The sequence below is a fragment of the Pseudoalteromonas phenolica genome (assembly GCF_044788725.1).
Classification (GTDB): domain Bacteria; phylum Pseudomonadota; class Gammaproteobacteria; order Enterobacterales; family Alteromonadaceae; genus Pseudoalteromonas; species Pseudoalteromonas phenolica_C.
In genome coordinates, this window is sequence record NZ_CP173161.1 from 1,846,273 (window position 1) to 1,868,410 (window position 22,138).

The 22,138-nt window shown below is 37.6% G+C and carries 13 protein-coding genes; 10 read left to right on the top strand and 3 right to left on the bottom strand.

What is annotated here, in order from left to right; genetic code table 11:
- Positions 1-37 precede the first annotated feature (37 nt).
- The 4 genes from ACH784_RS08435 to ACH784_RS08450 all read left to right on the top strand — a co-directional run bounded on the left by ACH784_RS08435 (position 38) and on the right by ACH784_RS08450 (position 4,222).
- Entirely contained in the window at positions 38-496 is a 459-nt protein-coding gene (locus ACH784_RS08435; RefSeq protein ID WP_058029847.1) for an Lrp/AsnC family transcriptional regulator, read from the top strand.
- Between the two features lie 132 nt (positions 497-628).
- Complete coding sequence (locus ACH784_RS08440) at positions 629-2,185, top strand: SulP family inorganic anion transporter (protein ID WP_404394995.1); 1,557 nt, start codon at positions 629-631, stop codon at positions 2,183-2,185.
- A 143-nt stretch (positions 2,186-2,328) separates the two neighbouring features.
- Positions 2,329-3,405, top strand: coding sequence for a sensor histidine kinase (locus ACH784_RS08445; RefSeq protein ID WP_404394997.1), 1,077 nt, complete (start codon positions 2,329-2,331; stop codon positions 3,403-3,405).
- The gene (locus ACH784_RS08450) at positions 3,398-4,222 is read left to right on the top strand and encodes a LytR/AlgR family response regulator transcription factor (RefSeq protein WP_404395000.1); all 825 of its coding nucleotides are present in this window, start codon (positions 3,398-3,400) and stop codon (positions 4,220-4,222) included. The genes ACH784_RS08445 and ACH784_RS08450 overlap by 8 nt, the downstream gene beginning before the upstream one ends.
- Positions 4,223-4,348: 126 nt before the next feature.
- Here ACH784_RS08450 and pyk read toward each other — a convergent pair whose 3' ends face one another.
- On the bottom strand, positions 4,349-5,782 hold the full coding sequence (gene pyk, locus ACH784_RS08455) for a pyruvate kinase (RefSeq protein WP_404395002.1): 1,434 nt from the start codon (positions 5,780-5,782) through the stop codon (positions 4,349-4,351).
- Positions 5,783-6,201: 419 nt separating this feature from the next.
- Between pyk and gndA the strand changes: the two genes are divergently transcribed.
- Positions 6,202-7,575, top strand: a complete 1,374-nt coding sequence (gndA, locus tag ACH784_RS08460; protein ID WP_404395004.1) for an NADP-dependent phosphogluconate dehydrogenase — start codon at positions 6,202-6,204, stop codon at positions 7,573-7,575.
- Positions 7,576-7,646: 71 nt separating this feature from the next.
- Here gndA and ansA read toward each other — a convergent pair whose 3' ends face one another.
- Together ansA and sppA are read right to left on the bottom strand one after the other, a co-directional pair.
- The gene (ansA, locus tag ACH784_RS08465; protein ID WP_404395007.1) at positions 7,647-8,657 is read right to left on the bottom strand and encodes an asparaginase; all 1,011 of its coding nucleotides are present in this window, start codon (positions 8,655-8,657) and stop codon (positions 7,647-7,649) included.
- Between the two features lie 64 nt (positions 8,658-8,721).
- Positions 8,722-10,596 carry a signal peptide peptidase SppA gene (gene sppA, locus ACH784_RS08470; RefSeq protein WP_404395010.1) on the bottom strand — a complete coding sequence of 625 codons (1,875 nt, stop codon included), beginning with the start codon at positions 10,594-10,596 and terminating at the stop codon, positions 8,722-8,724.
- A gap of 215 nt (positions 10,597-10,811) precedes the next feature.
- Between sppA and ACH784_RS08475 the strand changes: the two genes are divergently transcribed.
- The 5 genes from ACH784_RS08475 (at position 10,812) to ACH784_RS08495 (ending at position 22,089) form a co-directional block, all read left to right on the top strand.
- Positions 10,812-12,773, top strand: coding sequence for an FAD-dependent oxidoreductase (locus tag ACH784_RS08475; protein ID WP_404395012.1), 1,962 nt, complete (start codon positions 10,812-10,814; stop codon positions 12,771-12,773).
- Between the two features lie 225 nt (positions 12,774-12,998).
- A complete protein-coding gene (locus ACH784_RS08480; RefSeq protein WP_404395014.1) occupies positions 12,999-14,396 on the top strand; it encodes a tetratricopeptide repeat protein in 1,398 nt (465 codons plus the stop codon).
- Positions 14,386-15,582 (top strand): FecR domain-containing protein, encoded by a 1,197-nt coding sequence (locus ACH784_RS08485; RefSeq protein WP_404395015.1) that lies wholly within the window; start codon positions 14,386-14,388, stop codon positions 15,580-15,582. Before ACH784_RS08480 ends, ACH784_RS08485 begins: the two co-directional genes overlap by 11 nt.
- An 8-nt stretch (positions 15,583-15,590) precedes the next feature.
- Positions 15,591-21,257: an Ig-like domain-containing protein gene (locus ACH784_RS08490; RefSeq protein ID WP_404395016.1), complete on the top strand. Its 5,667-nt coding sequence runs from the start codon at positions 15,591-15,593 to the stop codon at positions 21,255-21,257.
- A gap of 13 nt (positions 21,258-21,270) precedes the next feature.
- The gene (locus ACH784_RS08495) at positions 21,271-22,089 is read left to right on the top strand and encodes an MBL fold metallo-hydrolase (RefSeq protein WP_404395018.1); all 819 of its coding nucleotides are present in this window, start codon (positions 21,271-21,273) and stop codon (positions 22,087-22,089) included.
- Positions 22,090-22,138: the final 49 nt, after the last annotated feature.

Here is a 22,138-nt window from a genome sequence, read left to right on the forward strand (position 1 = left end):
AATAAAATTCTCGTATAAACAAGAGATCTTTATATTTATGTCTTTAAATCAAGTTGACAGACAAATTTTGGCTTTAATCCAACAAGATGCAAGCTTATCGACTGCTGAAATTGCAGACAAAGTTGGCCTTTCTCAATCACCATGTTGGCGTCGTATTGCAAAATTAGAGCAAGATGGCTATATCAAAGGAAAGGTTGCGTTATTAGATGACAAAAAGCTTGGCTTTGATATGTTAGTCTACGCTAATGTGCGATTATCAAACCATGGCCGTAACAATCTAGCTGAGTTCGAAGAGCTTATTCTTAGCTATGATGAAGTGACAGAATGCTACACAATGGCAGGGACTATGGACTTTATGTTGCGTATTATTTCGAAAGGCATAGATGGCTATGAACGCTTTGTGCGCGACAACCTACTAAACTTAGAGTATGTACAAGAAGTACACTCTAATGTAACTATGACTTGTGTAAAAAGAACCACTGCATTGCCTTTATAAACTCGTTTGTCATCAATTTCTACTACACTGTAAAGTTGTAGTCAGTTTGTTAAAAGCGCTGGATTTAGCTATAATCCAGCGCTTTTCTATTCATAATTATTAAAATATATATCTAACACATCGAGGAAATGAATGTTCAATTTATTGGGCAAAGCACCGAGCTCTGCTAAAAATGATATTTTGTCCGGTTTAACTGTTGCATTAGCACTGGTTCCGGAAGCTGTTGCATTCGCATTTGTTGCGCATGTAGATCCTTTAGTTGGCTTATATGCAGCCTTTATCGTAGGTTTAATTACCTCTATTTTCGGTGGACGTCCAGGTATGATCTCTGGTGCTACTGGGGCGCTAGCGGTTGTAATGGTAAGCCTAGTTATTGAACATGGTGTTGAGTATTTGTTTGCTACAGTTCTATTAATGGGCGTGCTGCAAATTTTAGCGGGTATTTTTAAACTCGGTAAATTTATAAGAATGGTTCCGCATCCTGTAATGCTTGGCTTTGTTAATGGCCTTGCTATCGTTATCTTCCTAGCTCAGCTTGGTCAATTTAAAGTTATGGATGAAGCGGGGCAGTTGCAGTGGATGCAAGGTACAGATCTTTATTTAATGGCAGGTTTAGTGGCTTTAACTATGGCAATTATTCATTTCTTGCCTAAATTAACAACTGCAATACCATCGTCTTTAGCTGCCATCTTAGTTGTAACGGGTTTAGTGATTGGTTTCGATTTAGAGTCACGAACTGTACTTGATTACTTAAAAGATATGTCAGGTAACTTAGATGCAACAATTGCTGGTGGTTTCCCTGAGTTCCACATTCCAGCTGTACCATTCAATTTTGAAACATTCAAAATTATATTCCCTTATGCGCTCGTTCTAGCAGCTATTGGTCTGATTGAGTCACTTTTAACTTTAACTTTAATTGATGAAATCACAGAGACACGTGGTAATTCGAATAAAGAATGTATTGGTCAAGGTGCTGCAAATGTTACCTGTGGTGTATTTGGTGCGATGGGTGGCTGTGCCATGATCGGACAGTCAATGATCAATATTAACTCAGGAGGTCGAAGTCGCTTATCTGGGATCACTGCCGCAGTATTACTTCTTGGTTTCATTCTGTTCGCGGCAAGTTTAATTGAAATGATCCCGTTAGCAGCACTTGTAGGTGTTATGTTTATGGTTGTATTAGGCACCTTTGAATGGTCAAGTTTTAGATTGATGAAACGAATTCCTAAAACAGATGCATTCGTAATTGTACTTGTATCTGGTGTGACTGTAATTACGGACCTTGCTATTGCAGTTTGTGTTGGTGTGATTGTATCTGCACTTGTTTTTGCTTGGGAACATGCAAAGCACATTTATACGAATAACTATATTGATGAACAAGGCTCTAAAGTTTATGAGTTACATGGTCCTCTGTTCTTTGGCTCAGTAAAAAACTTTGCTGAATTGTTTGATGTAGCTAATGACCCAAGCGATGTGATCATTGAGTTTAAATATAGTCGTGTGGCCGATCACAGTGCAATCGAGGCCATTGATAGTTTAGCTGAACGCTATAAGAAGGCTGGTAAAACTATCCATCTTCGTCACCTTAGCCAAGACTGTATTCAACTACTTAATAAAGCAAATGATTTAGTTGAAGTTAACGTGATTGAAGATCCAAAATACAAAGTAGCTTCAGATAAGCTAGCATAAAAATTTAATAATTTTGTATAAAGGGGCACAATTTTGTGCCCCTTTTCTTTGCGGTAAGCCGATGGAATTATGAGATTGGTGGCAGTGCGATGTTAGGATGCATTTCGTATAATTTAGGTATTGAATAGGAGTTATATAATCCATTGAAATGGCAAGCTTTAGTCGATAATCGACAACGATTCTTTTGGGTTTTGCAAATTGCAGGTTGGATTGGCTATGCACTTGTAAACTATATTGGCTCAAAAGTCTTCGAAATGAGAGACATATATGTATTCGTCATTGTATTAAATGCCTATGCAGGTTGTTTGATGACAGTGCCGCTGCGTTATCTCTATCGTAAAATATGGAACTCAAAGCCTTGGGTTCTCATAGTCGTTGTATTTAGTGCATCATATTTTACAGGCACGCTTTGGTCTGTTGTGCAAAAATTTAACTTGTGGGAAATATATCGTCATGGATATCGCCCAACTGAGTGGTTTTATTATTTTCAACAAGGCTTAGATTCAGTTTATATAGTACTATGTTGGAGCGGACTATATTTTGGTATTAAATACTATCAACTCCTGCAAAGTGAACGCCAGAAAGCGCTGAAAGCAAATACGATGGCGCACGAAGCGCAATTAAAAATGCTTCGCTATCAATTAAATCCTCATTTTCTTTTTAATACTTTGAACGCAATATCAACTCTGATCCTTGTTGAAGAGAATAAAGACGCAAACCAAATGGTTGCTCGTTTAAGTGAGTTCTTGCGTTATACCCTAAATACAGATCCAATAAAGAAAGTACCATTAGAACAAGAGATCCATGCATTAAACCTTTATTTAGAAATCGAGAAAGTTAGATTTGATGAACGGTTATCTATTGATGTTGATATTACAGAAGATGCCAAGCAGGCATTAGTACCAAGTCTAATATTGCAACCTCTTATAGAAAACTCAATCAAATACGCAATCGCACATATGACTGAAGGTGGTCAATTAGAGATTAAGGCGCAAGTATTCGCCAATGAATTATTATTAGAAGTAGGTGATAACGGACCAGGTGCTGAAATAGAAAATGGTAAGTTGTTGAATGCATCAGGGGTTGGCATTGCAAATACCCAAGATAGATTAAAAACTTTATACGAAAATAATTACTCGTTTGCGCTATCGCATAATAATCCAAACGGGCTGAAAGTTAATATTCGCGTTCCTTACGAGAAGGCAGAAGGTAATGAGTAGAATTAAAACATTAATCGTTGATGATGAGCCATTAGCAAGAAAAGGCCTTGCTGTACGTTTAAAGGAATTTGAGCAAATTGAAGTAGTTGATTTATGTCCTACAGGTGAGAAGGCGATTCAGGCCTGTAATGAGAACGAGATTGACTTACTATTTCTTGATATTCAAATGCCAGGAATGAATGGTTTCGAAGTTGCTAAAACATTAAGTGAAAAACCTGGAACAATGCCAGCAGTGGTTTTTGTTACGGCATTTGATCAATACGCAGTGCAGGCTTTTGAAATACATGCTCTCGATTATATTTTAAAACCCGTTGATGACAACCGATTAGAACAGGCGGTGGATAAAGTGCAAAGTTATTTAAAAACACAACAAGATAATGCTCATAAGAAAAAGCTAGCGAGTTTCGTTGCAGGTATAACTGGCAATAACTGTGAAGAAATCCTAAAAAAATTGGCCACTGGTGATGCGTTAGAAGATAAAAAGTATCCTGAATCTCTTGCTGTAAAGGAGCAGGGTGAAATTATTCGTGTAACGACTTCTTCTATTCAATGGGTTGACGCTGCCGGTGACTACATGTGTTTACATTGTAGCGATGGTAAAACACATATTCTTCGTAAAACAATGAAAGAACTTGAACAAGAACTTGATCCTGCGTTATTTGTTCGTGTACATCGTTCTGCAATTGTTAATACAAAACAAATCAGTAAATTAGTGACTCAAACAAGTGGCGAATATTTGTTGGTGTTAGATAACGGTCAAGAATTGAAAGTAAGCCGCAGTTATAGAGATAAAGTTAAAGCTGCGCTTGCAAGTTAATTTTTCTTTTTTGCACTTGTACCAATTGTAAAAAGTTCTTATTAAAAGAATAGGTTGATTTTGACAACGGATATAAAAAAAGGAGCTGAATTAAAACAGCTCCTTTTTAGTGAACTGAATGTTTAATTATACAGTGATAATTTTCATTGTATTGGTAGCACCAACAGTTTCCATTTTGTCACCATGTGTCAAAATAACTGTATCACCTTTTACTAGTGAACCACGCTCAACTAATGTATCAAGCGCGTCTTTGATCATGCATTCCTGATCATGTTTTGTTGAATCGAAATAAACTGGGTAAACACCACGATATAGTGCTGTTTGGCCAAGTGTAGAGGCATGACGAGATAATGAGTAAATAGGGTGACCAGAGCTAATACGCGACATTAATTTTGCCGTTTTGCCTGACTCTGTTAGCGTGACAATTGCTTTTACGCTATCTAAATGGTTTGCTGCATACATAGCTGATAGCGCCAAAGTTTCAGATGTGTCTGAGAACATGCTATCCAAACGATGTTTCGAAATGTGAGCTTCAGGTTGAGACTCAGCACCTAAACAAACACGTGCCATCGTAGCAACAGTTTCTTCAGGGTAATCACCAGCAGCCGTTTCTGCTGACAGCATTACTGCATCAGTGCCGTCTAACACTGCATTTGCAACGTCCATAACTTCTGCACGTGTTGGCATTGGGTTATCAATCATCGACTCCATCATTTGCGTCGCTGTTACAACAGTACGATTTAGCGAGCGTGCACGGCTAATAATCAGCTTTTGCTTACCAACAAGCGCAGCATCACCAATTTCAACACCTAAATCACCACGAGCAACCATTACTGCGTCAGATGCAAGAACGATATCATCAATTGCTTCAACAGTTTCAACTGCTTCCGCACGTTCGATTTTTGCAAGTAGCTGCGCGTTAGAACCTGCTTTTTCTGCAAGTGAACGAACATAACGCATATCGTCGCCACTTCGAGGGAATGACACTGCAATATAGTCAACACCGATTTCTGAAGCAGTGATTAAATCTTCTTCATCTTTAGCTGTAAAGGCTGGTGCAGTTAAACCACCACCTAAGCGGTTTATACCTTTATTATTAGAAAGAACACCACCAACTTTAACCGTTGTGTGAACAAGTTGGCCGTCTACCGAGTCAACAACAAGTTGAATTAAACCATCGTTTAATAGTAATAAATCACCTGGTTTTACGTCTTGAGGCAATTCTTTGTAGTCAATACCAACAGCTTCAACAGTACCTTCACCTTTAGCCATTTGTGCATCTAATGTGAATTTAGCACCGACTTCAAGATTAACTTTACCATCTTTGAAAGTTGAAACACGAATTTTTGGGCCTTGAAGGTCCGCAAGGATAGCAACATGCTTATTAAGTTTTGCTGCGATTTCTCTTACAGCTTGTGCTCTGTCTTTATGATCTTGTGCAACACCGTGTGAGAAGTTTAGGCGAACTACGTTTGCACCGGCTTTAATGATTTTTTCTAAGTTATTATCGCGGTCTGTTGCAGGTCCAAGGGTTGCTACAATTTTTGTGCGTCTAAGCATCAGGTTCTCCTGTAGGCCTATTAGATAGGTAGATATTAATGTATGCGAGAGTAATCTTACAAATTGAAGCTAAAATAGTTCAATTTTTGAATAAAAACGCATTAGATGTAGAAAGAATTTAGATTAACTCTTTTTAACACCGTGATTAAGTTATATGATCTATATGACATCATTATGACACCGGTGTCAGTGTGCGTCAATCACAAGATTTTGGTGTCTTTGTGTACAATTTAATTCCAAGAATTCTTTAGTGAACAATGTTTGTACTTTTTTGTTCACTCAAAAATTCTTAACCCCAATTTAAGTTATCTTGTACATAGATTGATTTTGAACGTTAGCAAATTGGTATCTTACAAAGCTAAGACATATAATATGCTACGAAGTATTGCTCAAATTAGTTGTTACCGAGGAGGAACTTAATGCAAGTTGCATTAGTTGGTTTGGGTGTAATGGGTAAAAACCTTGCACTGAATCTCATTGAACAGGGGTTAACATTAGTTGCCTATGATAAAAACCCCGACGCAGGTGCTGAGCTTATTAGTTGTGCTCAGTCACTTGGTTTAGCAGAGCGCTTGCACATTGTTTCTGACCTTGGTGATATGATCCGTCGTCTAGAAACACCTCGTTCAATTCTATTACTTGTTCCAGCCGGTGAGTTAGTAGATAGGGTGTGTTCAGACTTAGTAGAAGCGGGTGTTGATAAAGACGATATCATTATTGACTGTGGTAACAGTAACTATAAAGATGGTATTGCGCGCAAACTTAAGTATCAAAATAAATTTGAGTTTGCGACCATGGGTATTTCTGGCGGTGCTGAAGGTGCCCGTCACGGTCCGGCTATGATGGCCAGTGGTTCAGAGGGCGGTTGGGAACGTATTATCCCTTGGTTCGAAAAAGTAGCTGCAAGCTACAATGGTGAATCATGTTTTGCCCGTGTAGGTCAATCAGCTTCAGGTCACTTTGTTAAAATGGTGCACAATGGTATCGAGTATGCGTTAATGCAATTGATTGCAGAAATGTATCAATTACTCCGCCATGGTACAGGCAGAACACCAAAAGAAGTTGCTGAAGTATTTAAATCTTGGTCAGAAGGTCAATTAAATAGTTATTTGTTATCTATTTCGAGTCATATTCTAGAACTTGAAACGGATAAAGAAGAGTCTTTAGTCGACTTAATTGATAACAAAGTGGGTGCTAAAGGCACAGGTCTTTGGACTGCACAGAATGCGTTAGAGTTAGGTATTGCTGTACCTTCTTTAGTTGCGGCAGTACAAGCGCGTCATTTGACAAACACCATAGATACGCACGCCGCTAAAGAAATGACTTATGCAGCTCAGCAAACAGCAAATATCGACATTGATTTAGAAGAATTAAAATCGGCATTCTATCTTGCTAGTTTGTTATGTTATCGTCAGGGTTTAGCCTTGATAAAAGGCGCTTCACGTGCTCATCAATGGAAAGTAGACCTTAATAAAACACTACAAACATGGCGTGCAGGTTGTATTATCAGAGCAGACTATTTAGATGACATTGCCGAAGGTGTAGAATTTATTGATACGCTAAAAGCTGAGTCATTGGCATTACGCAAAGTTACAGGTCAAGCAATTAGTTCTGGTTTAGCTTTCCCGGTACTTAGCTCAACGCAAACTTACATTGCAACGTTAAGTACACCGAGTAATGGCCATTTAGTCCAAGCACAGCGTGATTACTTTGGAGAGCATGGTATTAAGACTCATTCTGGTGAGACTTGCCACTTAACTGACTTGGTCGAGATAGACGCAAAAGTCAGATAAAGTAACAATCAAAGTTAAAAAGGTCAGCATTGCTGACCTTTTTTGTTTCTAGCACAAGGAAGCTCGGTTTTTTATCGAGTTAATTCACCTCGTAAATTATCCTGCATCAAGTGTCTGACAGTTTCCAATTCCAAATTTTGACTAAACAAATAATGTAACTTCGTTAAGCACGCTTCTAACGTCATATCGTAGCCGCTCAACACACCACAATTTAATAACGCATTACCGGTCGCATACCCGCCCATATTCACTTGGCCTTGAATGCATTGGGTCAGGTTAACAATAACAGTCCCTTTATCGGTTGCCGTTTTCAAGATATCAAGAAATTCAGATTGCTGTGGTGCATTGCCAACACCAAAGCTGAGTAATATTAAGCCTTTAACATCATCGGTGATGACGTTTCTTACCATTTCGACTGAAATACCCGGATACAAATATAAAATAGCGATTTTTTGAGACTGAATAGGAGTTACTTGCAATGCTTGTTCAACATAAGGACTAAGTTTTCCTTCTATAAGCTGAATATTGATCCCAGATTGCGCTAAAGGAGATAAATTAGGTGATGCAAACGCATTAAAGCCGTCGGCATGGGCTTTAGTTGCTCTGTTACCTCTGAAAAGCTGATTGTTAAAGAATAAACTAACCTCTGCAATTGGATAGTTTGCAGCTAGATACATCGCATTTAATAAATTGACTTGGCCGTCTGAACGTAACTGTGATAGCGGAATTTGTGAACCAGTCACAATAACTGGCTTAGTGAGATTTTCAAACATAAACGACAATGCAGAAGCAGTATAGGCCATAGTATCTGTGCCATGGAGTACGACAAAGCCATCATATTGGTCGTATTTTGACTTAATATCATCGGCGATTATTTGCCAATGATGAGGTGACATATCTGATGAGTCAATTAACGGGCAATATTCATGAATATCAAATAATGGCATTTCTTCTCGAGTAAACTCTGCATTATTTTTTACGGTTTCAGTCAAATAACCAGCAACAGGCACATAGCCGCGAGAAGATTGTTTCATACCAATTGTACCGCCTGTGTAGGCGATATAGATTTTTTTTCTTTTCATATAAATAAGCCCAGATACTAATCTGGGCTTATTATATTCGTAAGCTTGTATTTATAACAGAGGATTAATAGGCCACTTCGCAAGTTAAGCAGCGTGTATAGATGTGATTAGGATCATTAAACTCATTAACAATATTCAGTTGCTCGACAACCTGAGCACCTAAACCGCCAAATAAAACTGATAGTTTTTCAAGTATATGCTCTGAATCACTATTGGCTTCTAAAAGGGTGCTTACCATAGCTGAACCTAATAATTCTTTTAAGAACTGATCTTTCTCTGACAGAGTTTGCTCAATGGTGATCACATCAAACTCTTGGAGCTGGGCTAAAGTAGCAGCAGCAGCTATTGCATCTTGCTTGTTTCCCAGTTTGTCGATTAGTCCAAATTCTTTAGCTTGTGTTGCTGTCCAAACTCGTCCTTGTGCAACCTGATCTACAGCTTCTTTATCTAAACCGCGCTCTGCTGCAACAAGAGAGATAAATTTATCGTAAGCATTTTCGACGCCCAACTGGAATACTTGAGAAAGTTTGTCAGAGATACCTCTTGATAAAGAAATATTATTTAACTCAGTTGTCGCAACACCATCAGAATATACACCGATTGAATTTAGTGAGTTTTCAAAAGTTAGAATAGTTCCGAATACACCAATTGACCCGGTTATAGTACTTGGAGCAGCCCAGATTTCATCGGCTGACATCGCTATCCAATAGCCTCCAGATGCAGCAACAGAACCCATGGACGCAATAATTGGTTTGCCCGCTTCTTTGACAGCAAGCACTTCATTTCGTATTACTTCAGAGGCGAACATACTTCCGCCACCAGAATCTATTCTGAGTACAACCGCTTTCACATCAGGATTTAAGCGAGCCTTTTTAAGTAGGGCAGCAGTCGAATCGCCACCAATTCGACCCGCTTTTTGTTTGCCGTCTACTATATTACCTCTAGCAACAATCACAGCCACTTTATCTTGTTGTGGTAGGGCAAAATTTGTTTGGCTATTAAGTGCTTTAAGATATTTATTAAAAGTGATATTTTTGAAGGTCTTTCCTGAGGAATTAGTGCCAACTTGCTCAATCAGTTTCGCTTGAAGTTGCTGGTCAGTTTGCAATGAATCAACCCAATTATTTTGCAGTGCATATTGAGCATAATCACCATTCACGGCTTTCATTTTTTCTAAATATTGATCTGCTTTCTCATCAAAATTAGATACTTCAAATTCACGAGCAGAGGCAATATCAGTTTTATATTGTGACCATAATTCATTAAGCCATAGCTGATTCGCTTCTTTTGCGGCAGGAGACATGTCGTTACGAATAAATGGCTCAACTGCTGATTTATAAGTGCCAACTCGGAACACATGTTGAGTAACTTTTAGTTTATCTAATGCGTCTTTAAAATAGAGAGGGTAATTCGCAAAGCCGCGTATCTCAACACCACCATAAGGATGAAGAGAAATTTCATCAGCATATGAAGCCAATAAATATTGGCTTTGTGAATAATAAGCACCATGGGCAATCACTTTCTTCCCAGTTGCTTTGAATTCAACAATTGCTTCAGTAATGGCGTTTAATTTGTTCAAATGCGCGCCATGGAGAGACTTTAAGTCCAGTAATAAAATAGAAATACGATCATCTTTTGCTGCCGAGTTTATGACATTAACGACGTCATCAATTAAAATTTCTTTTGGTTGATCATTACTAGAGAAAAACTCACCAAACGCAGCGTCTACGGGATCAATATATGTAAGCTCTTCAACAAGTGAACCATTCAAATTAAGGTTCAAAACAGCGCCATCAGGAACGTGAACCTGAGCTTCTTGTTGAGGTATTGATAAAACAATTAAAATCAAAATACCAAAGAAGACTAAGTTTAATATTAGTTTTCTTGAAAAGTTTATGGCGGACCACAGGCCCTTGAAAAATTTACCTATATAAATCAAAGCTCACCTTTACTATCTAATTCTATTCTTTTTTACTTCTTTAATAATAACCGAGTTCATTTAAGAGTGTTATATCTAAAACGTAACTAAGTATTTATAAGCTTATATAACGAACAGTTACATGAAAATTCGACTTTTTAACAAGATAATCTTTGCTAATTTGTTAAAAATTGCTAAGGTCACAGCAGGTACGACCAGTTTTGAGAAATTAATCCATGTTAGAAGCACCATTAGAATTAAAAAATACAAGGTTGCGTAATAGACTCGTTATGGGCTCGATGCACACGGGCTTAGAAGAAGGGTGGTCAAATAGAAAAAAATTGGCTGCATTTTATGAAGAGCGTGCAAAAGGTGGCACTGGCTTAATCATAACCGGTGGGTATAGCCCTAATATTCGTGGCAAATTGACACCATTTGCATCTTCATTTAATTCTGTATTTGATGTCGTAAAACACAAGGCCTATACCGATGCTGTCCACAAGCATGACGGTAAGATTTGTCTGCAATTACTTCATGCAGGTCGCTATGCCTATCATCCTTTTAGTGTTGCGCCGAGTGCTTTGAAAGCACCAATTACTCCGTTTAAGCCTAAAGCTATGTCTATTGGGCAAGTCAAATCGACTATAAAAAGCTTCGCCAAGTCGGCAAAGCTTGCTGAAAAAGCAGGCTATGATGGCGTCGAGATAATGGGCTCTGAAGGTTATTTAATTAATGAGTTTATGGCCCCACATACCAACAAGCGAACAGATAGCTATGGTGGTAGTTTAGAGAATAGAGTAAGGCTGGCAAAAGAGATCGTCACAGCAGTTAGACAGGCTGTTTCAGATAAGTTTATGATTATCTTCAGGCTTTCTGTCATGGATTTAATTCCGGATGGTTCTACGACTGAAGAAGTTGAGTATCAAGCTAAAGAGCTTGTGAAAGCGGGTGTTGATATTATCAATACTGGGATAGGGTGGCACGAGGCACGAGTACCAACAATCGCAAGTATGGTACCTGCGGGTGCTTTCAGAGAAGCTTCAGAAAGATTGAAGCAATGGGTTGATGTTCCAGTAATCGCAGTTAACCGAATAAACACGCCTGAAATTGCAAATGACATTTTAAATGCTAACCAGTCAGACCTTATTTCAATGGCACGCCCATTACTAGCAGATCCTGAATTTTTCAATAAGTATAAAGAGAATAGGTCAGAACAAATTAACGTCTGTATTGGTTGTAACCAAGGGTGTTTAGATCATGTTTTTAAGGGCCAACGTGCAACATGCTTGGTAAACCCTCAAGCTTGTTATGAGCTTGACTATCCATTAGAAAAAGCGTCTAAAGAAAAAAGTGTATTAGTTGTCGGTGCTGGTCCAGCTGGTTTATCAGCGGCGATATATCTAGCTAAAAAAGGCCATAAGGTAAAAATTATTGAGCGTAATAGCCATGCGGGTGGGCAGTTTAATCTAGCGATGCAAGTGCCTGGCAAAGAAGATTTTAAAAAGACATTAAAATATTTCTTGAAAGAGGTAGAGCGTTTAAATATTAATCTTGAATTAAACTGTGAATACTCACCTGATATGGACAATGGCTTTGATGATATTGTTTTTGCATCCGGGGTTAAACCACGTGTAGCGAGTTTCCCATGCAAAGATGGCAAGCGCGTTTATCACTATGATGAAGTTATTCGCGGTGAAGTTGAAATCGGAGACAAAGTTGCCATTTTAGGTGCGGGTGGTATTGGTTTTGATATGGTTGCATTTCTACAAGAAAAGTCTGAGCAATCGATTGAAGAATTTAAAGCACAATGGGGTATAGAAACTGAACAGCAGCATACTGGTCCACAAAGACAACTTTATATGCTTAAGCGAAGCGAAGGGCGCTTTGGTTCAGAGTTGGGTAAAACTACAGGTTGGATCCATAGACAGGTTGCGAAGCAACATAATGTTAAACAATTATCAGAGTGTGAATATTTAGGCTTTGACGAACAAGGCTTGAAAATTAAAGTTAAAGGGGAAGAGCAATATTTAGACGTTGACACTGTGATAGCCTGTATTGGTCAGGTTTCAAATGATGAAATATTCAATAAAGAAACACTACCAGAAAATCACCATGTCATTGGTGGTGCAAAACTTGCTGCTGCAATTGATGCAAAGCGTGCAATTTTTGAAGCCCTTCAAGTAGCAAGAAAAATTTAATCCGTCTCAATCTTTCTAATTTAGCCCTTCTTTTAAATAAGAAGGGCTTGTATCTAATTTAGTTACTGACCTTCTCACAATCTTGATTATACTAAAAATGTATATTGTACCAATTCATTTAGTTGGCCAAGCTAAGCCTAAATATTAAATAAAGGTTATGAGCTATTACTCGTGATTGCTCTTCAATGAATATAACGGCCAAAATTGGGCTTAGTATTGGCATAAATGAATTTGCAGGAAAGTGAACTTGTTTGTATTGCCGTAGTTTCAAACCTGATTACTTCTGATTCGCAAACTATTTGTAAGTTAGGATCAACTATGTGGCGATACACTCTGTATTTGTACTGTTGTATTTATGTAGGTGTGAGTATTTCGGCAACTTCATCTACTGTAGCTTTATCTAAAATAACCCAGACTTTTCAAACTGAAAAAGCTGATAAAGCATTTGAACTGGCTAATCTTTATTTTGATGAATTGGCTGGTACTCCCGAATTTGATGCTATTTATGGTCAAATTTGTATTAAATTGAATAAAATTGATGAAGCCGTTTTTGCTTTCGAACGTGTAGTTTCAGAAAAGCCCGATGATTTTAAATCTTATTACTTCTTGGCACTTAGCTACGCTAAACTAAATAATTTGAACCAAGCTGAGCGGGTGCTAAATCGACTCCTTTCTTTAAATATTCCCAGTAGTTTGAGAAACAATATTAATGACACACTCTCTTTGGTTAGGAATAAACGACAAAATCTAGACTCAAACATTAATCAAAGACTCTCTTTTGTACTTGGTGATGATTCAAATGTGAATAGTGGCTCTTTGGATGATAGAGTTGTTGTTTCAGGTATTGAAATATTGTTGGACGAAAATAGCCTAGAAACATCAGATCAATTTGCAAGGTTGAACTATGACTTTTTAGGTAAGTGGCATAGGACCCAGCATGACGCTTGGCGTTTAAATTTGAGTTTAGCTCAGCAAAGCCATCAAAATTTGTCACACTATAACCGTACACAAGGAAATATTGTATTTGGTTATGAGTATGCTAAATCACCCTACAAATTAAGCTTAAATGGCATTGCTTCTGTTATGTCTTTAGATGAAGCAACTTATCAGCAAGAGGTTGGGCTAACTTCCGCCATACAATTTAAGCTCACAAATTATTGGTCAGTGGACTTAAATGCAAAGGCTTCTTCAATAAACAATGTTCAAAATGAGAATTTGGACAGTACAATAATTGAATCAAGCGCAGGAGTTGTTTTAGTTTCTAAACACTTATTATCAAAGTTTGCAATTTCATATGGTAAACAAAATGCTGATTTAGAAATTGCAGAGCACTTTGGAAGAGATTTCACTGCTTTATCTTTGTATTTAAACTATCAATTATCTTCATCGCAGTCATTGGCATTCAATGCTCAGTATCGAACAGTTGAACATCATAAAGCACATCCTTTCTTTTTAATTCTTCGTGATGAAAAGTTAAAAAATCTATCTATAGAGTGGCGTTACAAGCTAACAGCAGATTGGGGTCTACAATCTCGTTACAGCTATTACAAGAAAACAAGCACAATCCCCATTTATGAATACAATCGTTCAGAGTGGTATCTAGGAGCAAGTTATGATTTTTAAAATGAAGCCTTGCATATTTATTTTCGTTGCTATTGCTAGTTTTTATATTCCAGCAGGATTGTCTCAAGAACAGGCAGGAAAAACCTTGCTAGCAAAAGGAAAAGTAGTCGCACTCTCTTTAGATACATCGCAAGTCAGAAGTTTAAAAAGAAGAACGCCTGTATTCAAAATTGACCAAGTTTCTACTTCTGATGCAAGCCAAGCTCAACTAAAAATGGTTGATGGTGCCTTACTCGCATTGAAAGAAAATACGGCTCTTAATATCGAAGAATACTTTTTAAATAATAACGGGCAAGGTGGCTCGGTGGTAATGGAGTTAGTTTCAGGTGGTTTAAGAACAATTACAGGCACAATAAAAGGTAACTCAAACAATTATAAACTCAAAACTCCTGTGGGAAGTATCGGAATTAGAGGCACACATTATGAAGTAGAATTAGTAAACGGTGAGCTATTTATGGCTGTATGGGATGGCTCAATTGAAATATCGGGAAGTTTGTTTTCTGAGCCCATTGTGCTCGGCAATGAAGGTTCGCATGCTTATGCGAAAATTTCAAATACAGGTGAAATAAACCGGTTATTAAAACCGCCAGTGGAGTTATCATCTCTGTCAGGACAAGCTAATGAGCAATCAGAGGATGTCAGTGAGAAAATCGCAGACTTAGCTGATTCAGTTGCTAAAGAATCAAGTCTGGATATTACCGTTCAGAGCAATGAACAAACAGTTATTGTTGAGAATATTAAAAAAGCCATAGATGAAACCAGCTTTATTAATGAAGAAGCGCTAGATAGTCTTGCAATAGAAAATACAGAAAATTTGATAGCAGAGCGAACAGGTGTCATTGAATACACTGATTTAGAAAATTTTTCTCTGACATCAACAGAGGGAAATATAAGTGATTTTGAAATTAAAATTAATGTCGATTTTGATAACGGAACAGTCCCATTAGGGCAAATATCATTTAATGATAACGCTGGTGAATGGTTTGCTACATTCAACGGCTTGATCAATAGCCAAGGGATGGAGCTCGGAGTGAATTACGCAAGTCATGGCCAAAATCTTGCTGCAGGTGATATTCAAGCTCAATTCAGTGATCAATTGAGTAAAATAAGAGGAAGTTTTGAATTATATGAAATAGAAAATGCAGCCCAAAGAGCGGGTGGCTTATTTGTTGTCAAAGAGAAGTAGGTGGGATCATGAATATTTCAAAATACCCATTCATTCTCATCTTAGTAAGTTTTCTTAACGGGTGTGGTGGTGCAGAGCAAGCAAAAGAAACTCAAAGTGTAGAAAGTAAGAGCACAGTAGAAGAAATAGCCACAAAGAATATTTCTGACTCGCTACAAAGTTTTGACTATTCAAGAAAAGTATCAGGAAAATTATTCTCTTCCACAAGCTTAATCCCACTCGAATTTATTAACTCGACTGCTGATATCTTGGTACCTCTGAGCAATGAAACTGTGCGAGGCAATATTACAGTTGAAGCCAGTCGTATAGAAGACGAAGAAGGCATTGAAAAAATCTGGCTTGGATTTTCAGGAAGTGATAAAGCTCAAATTATTTGTCAAGAATCGTGTAGCGTACCTTTTAGACTCTTCGAAACGGGTGTAAATCCATTTAATTTTGGTCAATCACCAGGCTCAATTCAATTACAGATATGGGTACAAGATCAAGCGGGAAATGTCACCGTCGCTCAGAGTCGTCAGATAAATTGGTTGCCAAGTAAAGTCATTTTAAATGAAGTATTAAGGGAGGAAGGCCAATTAACTCTGAGGTGGAATCAATTAGAAAATGCGGTTAGATATAATGCTTACCTTTCTGATAGCCCAATAGACAATATCGACGAATTTGATTTGACAGCTTCAAATCAACGACAGCTTTCAATCTCCACGACTTCACAGGTTTTCGAACAGCTAGAGGCTCGCAAGAACTACTATGGCTTAATTACAGGGATCGATGGAAGTGGTGAAAGCGCTTTTTCTAACAATATACTGATACCAGCTAGTGAGATTATTACTCCTACAGCAAAAAATGATGAATTTGTAATAGAGCAGTTCAATGAGTTACGTGGCAATCTACTTGAAAATGACAGTGATAATGGTCTAGCACCAATAAAACTTTTAACTAAAGCTGTAATTTCGCCGCAGCATGGCGCCTTGTCTCTATTTGAAAATGGAGATTTTATCTATACCCCTAACAATAATTATTTTGGCTTTGACACTTTCAGGTATCGAATAGTTAATCCGCAGGGGGTCATTGCAGAAGCGTCAGTGACGATTCAAATTAAGCAAATTAACTCTGATCCAATAGCTTTATTTAATCAATTTATTGTTCCTGCAAATCGTGAATTTAATAATTCTGAAAATACTTTGCTACTTAATGATATTGACTTTGATGGTGATGATTTAAGTATAAATACAACACCGATAAAAGATGTCACAAATGGCACCTTGGTTCTTCTATCTACGGGCGCATTTACTTATGAACCGGATAGAGACTTTACAGGCGAAGACTCTTTTACATATCAGGTAGAAGATGGAAAAGGCGGTGTAGATACAGCTGAAGTAACGCTTATTGTTACATCAGAAGCTTTGCAGCCCGCTCATGTAAGCGTAAATGATGTGTTTTCAGTCGATGAAGATGTGATCTTATCTATAGATGCACCAGGTATATTAAACAATGATCTAGGAGACAATCTAGACTCACTGAATTTAGCAATTTCAAAAACAACTGCAAATGGCATATTAGAATTGACTGGCTCAGGGGCATTTAGATATATACCCAATGAAAACTTCTTTGGTACTGACTATTTTGTTTATGAATTAGAAAACAATGATGGTGTTAAGAATTCAGCATTCGTCTTAATTAATATTTATTCAATCAACGATGCTCCATTAGCTCAGATAGATGAAGTTACTGTTAGTCAAAATCAAGCCATTGAAATTAATGTACTGAATAATGATTTTGATATTGATAATGAAATCGATACTGCTTCAATTCAAATCGTTGATCAAGCAAGTCATGGTATCGCGTCAGTTAATGCATCATCAGGGGTAATAACCTATAAAAGTAATAGTGACTTTAGAGGGCAAGATTACTTTACATATGTGGTTAGCGATATTGATGGTGCACAATCCAATCATGCAACAGTCTATGTCAATGTCACAGGGCCTAACAAACCACCCGTTGCAAATAATGACATGGCTGAAACTCAGCAATCTACACCTGTAGAGATTCATATTTTAGATAATGATGTTGATACAGATGGTTCTATAGATTTGAGTTTAGTCAAAATTGTGACTGCGCCTGAAAATGGAAATGCGTCATTTTCAATCGATCAAAGCAGTTTGATATATACCCCAAATGAAAACTTTTTCGGTTCTGACTCATTAACTTACAGCATTACCGATAACGAAGGAGCTGTTTCGACTCCTGCCAGTGTCACAATCACAGTTACACGCGTTAACAGCACTCCCATTGCTGTGAATGACTCTTTTCAAGTACAACAAGGAGGAGAGTCGCTGTTAAATGTTTTGCAAAATGATTCAGATATTGATGGCACAATAAACTCTGCGAGCGTAGAAATTGTTAATACAGCTCAATTTGGTAGCTTGGAGGTTTTATCTGACGGAACAGTTTTGTATAAGCATCTAGACCTAAATACATTGTCTGACACTTTCACTTACCAGTTCAGGGATAATGATGGTGCGTTATCGAATCTGGCAACTGTAAGCATAGAAATTATTGTTGTTGATAATTCGCCGGTTGCAGTGAGTGACAGTGCTGAAACATACAAAAATCAAGATGTTACAATTAACTTGCTAGATAATGATGATTTTAAAGGTGTTCCTTTGGCCGATAACCCATTGAATATTGAAGTTCAGCCAGAACATGGTGAAGTAACAATCGCTAATCAAACAGGAGAAATAAGTTACACACCGGGTTTTAACTTTGTAGGAACTGATACCTTCAGTTACAAGGCGCTTAATAACAAAGGGGAAAGCTCAGAATTAACCCAAGTCTCGATTCTAGTTGAAAATAAAAACTATGCGCCCACCATTGAAGCAAGCACGGTAGACATCACCACAGAAGTGATTAACGATGAACTTATTGCAAGCCTAATCGCTTCTGATCCTGATGGAGATGATTTAAATTTTGAGTTATTAGGAGATTTTGCTGCGCTTTTCTCAGTTAATAATGTGGGTGAAGTGAGAGTTGCTGATATTGAAACAATTATAACCAATGGTAACGCTCAGTATATTTTAGATACCAAAGTGTGTGATCTAATTGACCCTCCACTATGTGCTCAGTCAACGTTAACAGTAAATGTCGAAGAAGTGCAGCCTATTGAAGTTGCATCCATTAATGCTGACTTTGCGCAATCTGGGATCGCGAAAATTAATCTAAGAGCCTCTTTGGAATATCATGAAGTTGGTAATGCAGTGGCTTTACCTGATGGTGGTTATCTAATCGCAAGTGGAATAGGGCATTATGATGAAATTCAAGGCCGAAACATTCACCGAGCAGCAATAACAAAAGTTAATCCATTTGGTGATATCGATACCCAATTTGCCAATGAAGGGGTATTTGAAACTGATTTAGGCATTTTGATAAACGATTTACCACAAAATGTTGTTGCACAAAACCTGGTTTATGATGAAAACAATAAGCTGATTTATGTAACAGGTTATATTGATCAAGGTGCATCTCAAGATTTATTCATATTACGATTGACTGAGTCTGGACAATTAGACACGAGTTTTGCCAATGATGGTTATTTCATCGTAGTTTCAGAGACAGGTAAAAGGGCGACATCAGTATCATTGTTTTTGCAGTCAAATACTTTATTTAGTGTAATTAACCTAGACAATGGCGGTTTGCTAGAGGGTCGTTTAATTAGATTTGATGTAAATGCTTATACAGTGACCCACAATACAGATGTAGCAGCAGAAATTGGCAGTGAACTAACGGGCGCGATTTTATTACCTAGTGATCAATTAATGGTTTTTGGTAATACGAAGAATGTGAGCGAAAACTCAGATATTTTTCTGTCAAAATATAATTTGAATGACCTTACATTAGATACGAATTTTCAAACTTCAGGCTACTTACAAATAGATTTGGCCGGTGAAAATGTAGACAATCGAATTAAAGCTGTCACATTATTGGCCAGTAATCAGTTGCTAATTAGTGGAGATCATTTAACTCAACTTGGAGACTTTTCAACACCTAACAGATATAGCCTTTTTTTAGCAAAACTCGATCTTGAGGGGAACTTAGATACAAGCTTTAATGGTGTTGGTTATCACATCTATTCTGAATCTGAATTACCGACACATTCATCATCAGAAGATTTATTAAGCTTAAGTGCTCAAGGAATTGACTTAAAAGAAATCGATGGGGCTGTTTATGTGACTATCAATAGAGAAATTTATAGTAGCAATTATGCAGTTCAGTTAATGAAAGTTGGTCTAGATGGCGTAATTGACAACAACTGGAATGTGCCATTTAGTGGTGTAACAGTCTATGAAATTGATGGTATAAGAGGGCATGGGACATTATCTACGCCATCGGGCTTAGTTATTTTTGGGCATAATCATGGACATGTTGGTTACAACTATTATGCAAGTCAGTGGCTGGCGAAAATTAACTTGTCTGGCGCGTTTGAATCAAATTTTGGTTACCTAGGACAAACTACACTTAATTCATCGTCCTCCGAAGAATGGGTGACTTCATCGGCAAAGCAAAGTAATGGAGATATTCTTCTAGCTGGGTTTGCGCTTAACTGGCAGAACGAGAGAGTGCCTTACATTTACAGTTTAGACTTTTCTGGAGAAGTGAATAAAGCTTTTGCTGAGCAAGGTTTAAGTAGGCTTAATTTTTATTCAGATGCAGTCGCAACGAGTTTGCAGGTAAATAGTGATGATTCTTTGTTTTTGACTGGTAATGAAGGTGAAAGTTCTGCATATATAGCAAAGCTTACATCAGAAGGCTTATCCGATAATTTCTATGCACACGGTAGTGAAGCCAGTTATTTATCAGCTTCAGAATTTACAGGCGAAACAATTCGAATTTTAGACTTGCAGACTTTACCGACCCAAGAACAGCTTTTACTTACCGATGTATATGATGGTTGCATTACAAAATCTGTGGGGGTAGTACTCTCTGAAATCGGTGATAAGGTTAATGATTTTGCTTTTGAACCACCTTCAGGCTTTGAGTGTTTAGACACCGCTTTTAAACTAGATGAAATGCATTTAACCGCTGCTGGGATCTTTGGTATTGGAACCGATGCTCAATCATATGCGACACCAAGGGTTGTCGTAGCTAATGTAGATACACAAGGTAATTTGGTTACTAGTTTTGGAGATTCAGGTATTGCAGTGATAGATGTAGGCACCGATGCTGGCTCTGAATTAACTGTCGAAAGCTATCTAGTCGATGCGCAAGGTAGTTTCTATATTCTTGGAATAGCTGGTGGAGAAAACTACATAGCAAAACTTGATAATTTAGGAACATTAGATGCCAGTTTTGCAACAGGTGGTGTTTATAAATTTAGTAATTATTTTGATGATTTTGTTGAAATAAAGCATGCATTCTTTGATTCAAATAATAGGTTGGTTATCTTCTCACAATCTTCGATGAGTAAAGTTTCTTATATATCGAGATTATTATTGGCTGAAAGTGCGGGTACCTTAGATTTACAGTTTAATGGCTCTGGCTTCCAAGCACTCGATATAAGCACTGTCGCTGAACTAAAAGATGTCCAGTATCATATTAATACCGACAGTTTCTTACTCGTATTACAAGATACTATTAACAAAAGAATCAGTGTGGCCGCTATTCAAATAACTGAGCAGTAACAGGAGTTTTTTGATGAAATTAACCTTTTATGGTGTAAGAGGCTCTGTGCCAACTCCTGGGAAAGGTACAGTCAAATATGGCGGAAATACGACCAGCATACTATTAGAAAATAAAGACTCTGATTTTTTAATTTTAGATGCAGGAACGGGCATTAGAAACCTAGGTAAAGACATACAAAAATATGCGAATGATATATGTATTCTGCTTAGTCATAATCATTGGGATCATATTCAAGGCTTCCCATACTTCATACCTGCCTATATGCCAGAAAAAAACATAAATATTATACCGGGCTTAACAGAAGAAAATGAGCCAAAGGCTATTCTTAAGCAAATGAAAGGGAGCTTTTTCCCGATAAATTCAAATGAGCTTTCAGCAACTATTTCAATTACTCCGATAAAAAACAATTCTTGGAAATATCAATCTTTTCAGATATCACGTTGCAGAATGAACCATCCTGGGGGGGGAAGCGCTTATAAAATTATTGCAGATGACAAGTCGATTGTTTATGCAACTGACAATGAGTTATTTCCTCCTTACCCTGTTGCTACCACTTTTGAGCAGTGGGTTCAGTTTTGCAGCAAAGCAGACTACTTAATTCATGATGGTCAATACTTACCTGAAGATTACCCATTTAAAAGAGGCTGGGGGCATAGTCAAATACAGCATGCGTTAGATCTTGCCATACAAGCTCAAGTTAAAAACTTAGTTCTTGTTAGTCATGATCCAGATAGAACGGATGAACAAATTGACAAGATACAATCTGAGTTACAGCAAGGTGAGTACCCGTTTAATATACAATTTGCCTATGAAGGATTAACGCTCATATGAGTGTGAGAGCAAGTTGGTCACAGTACAAGTATCAATGGTTTAGTGGCCT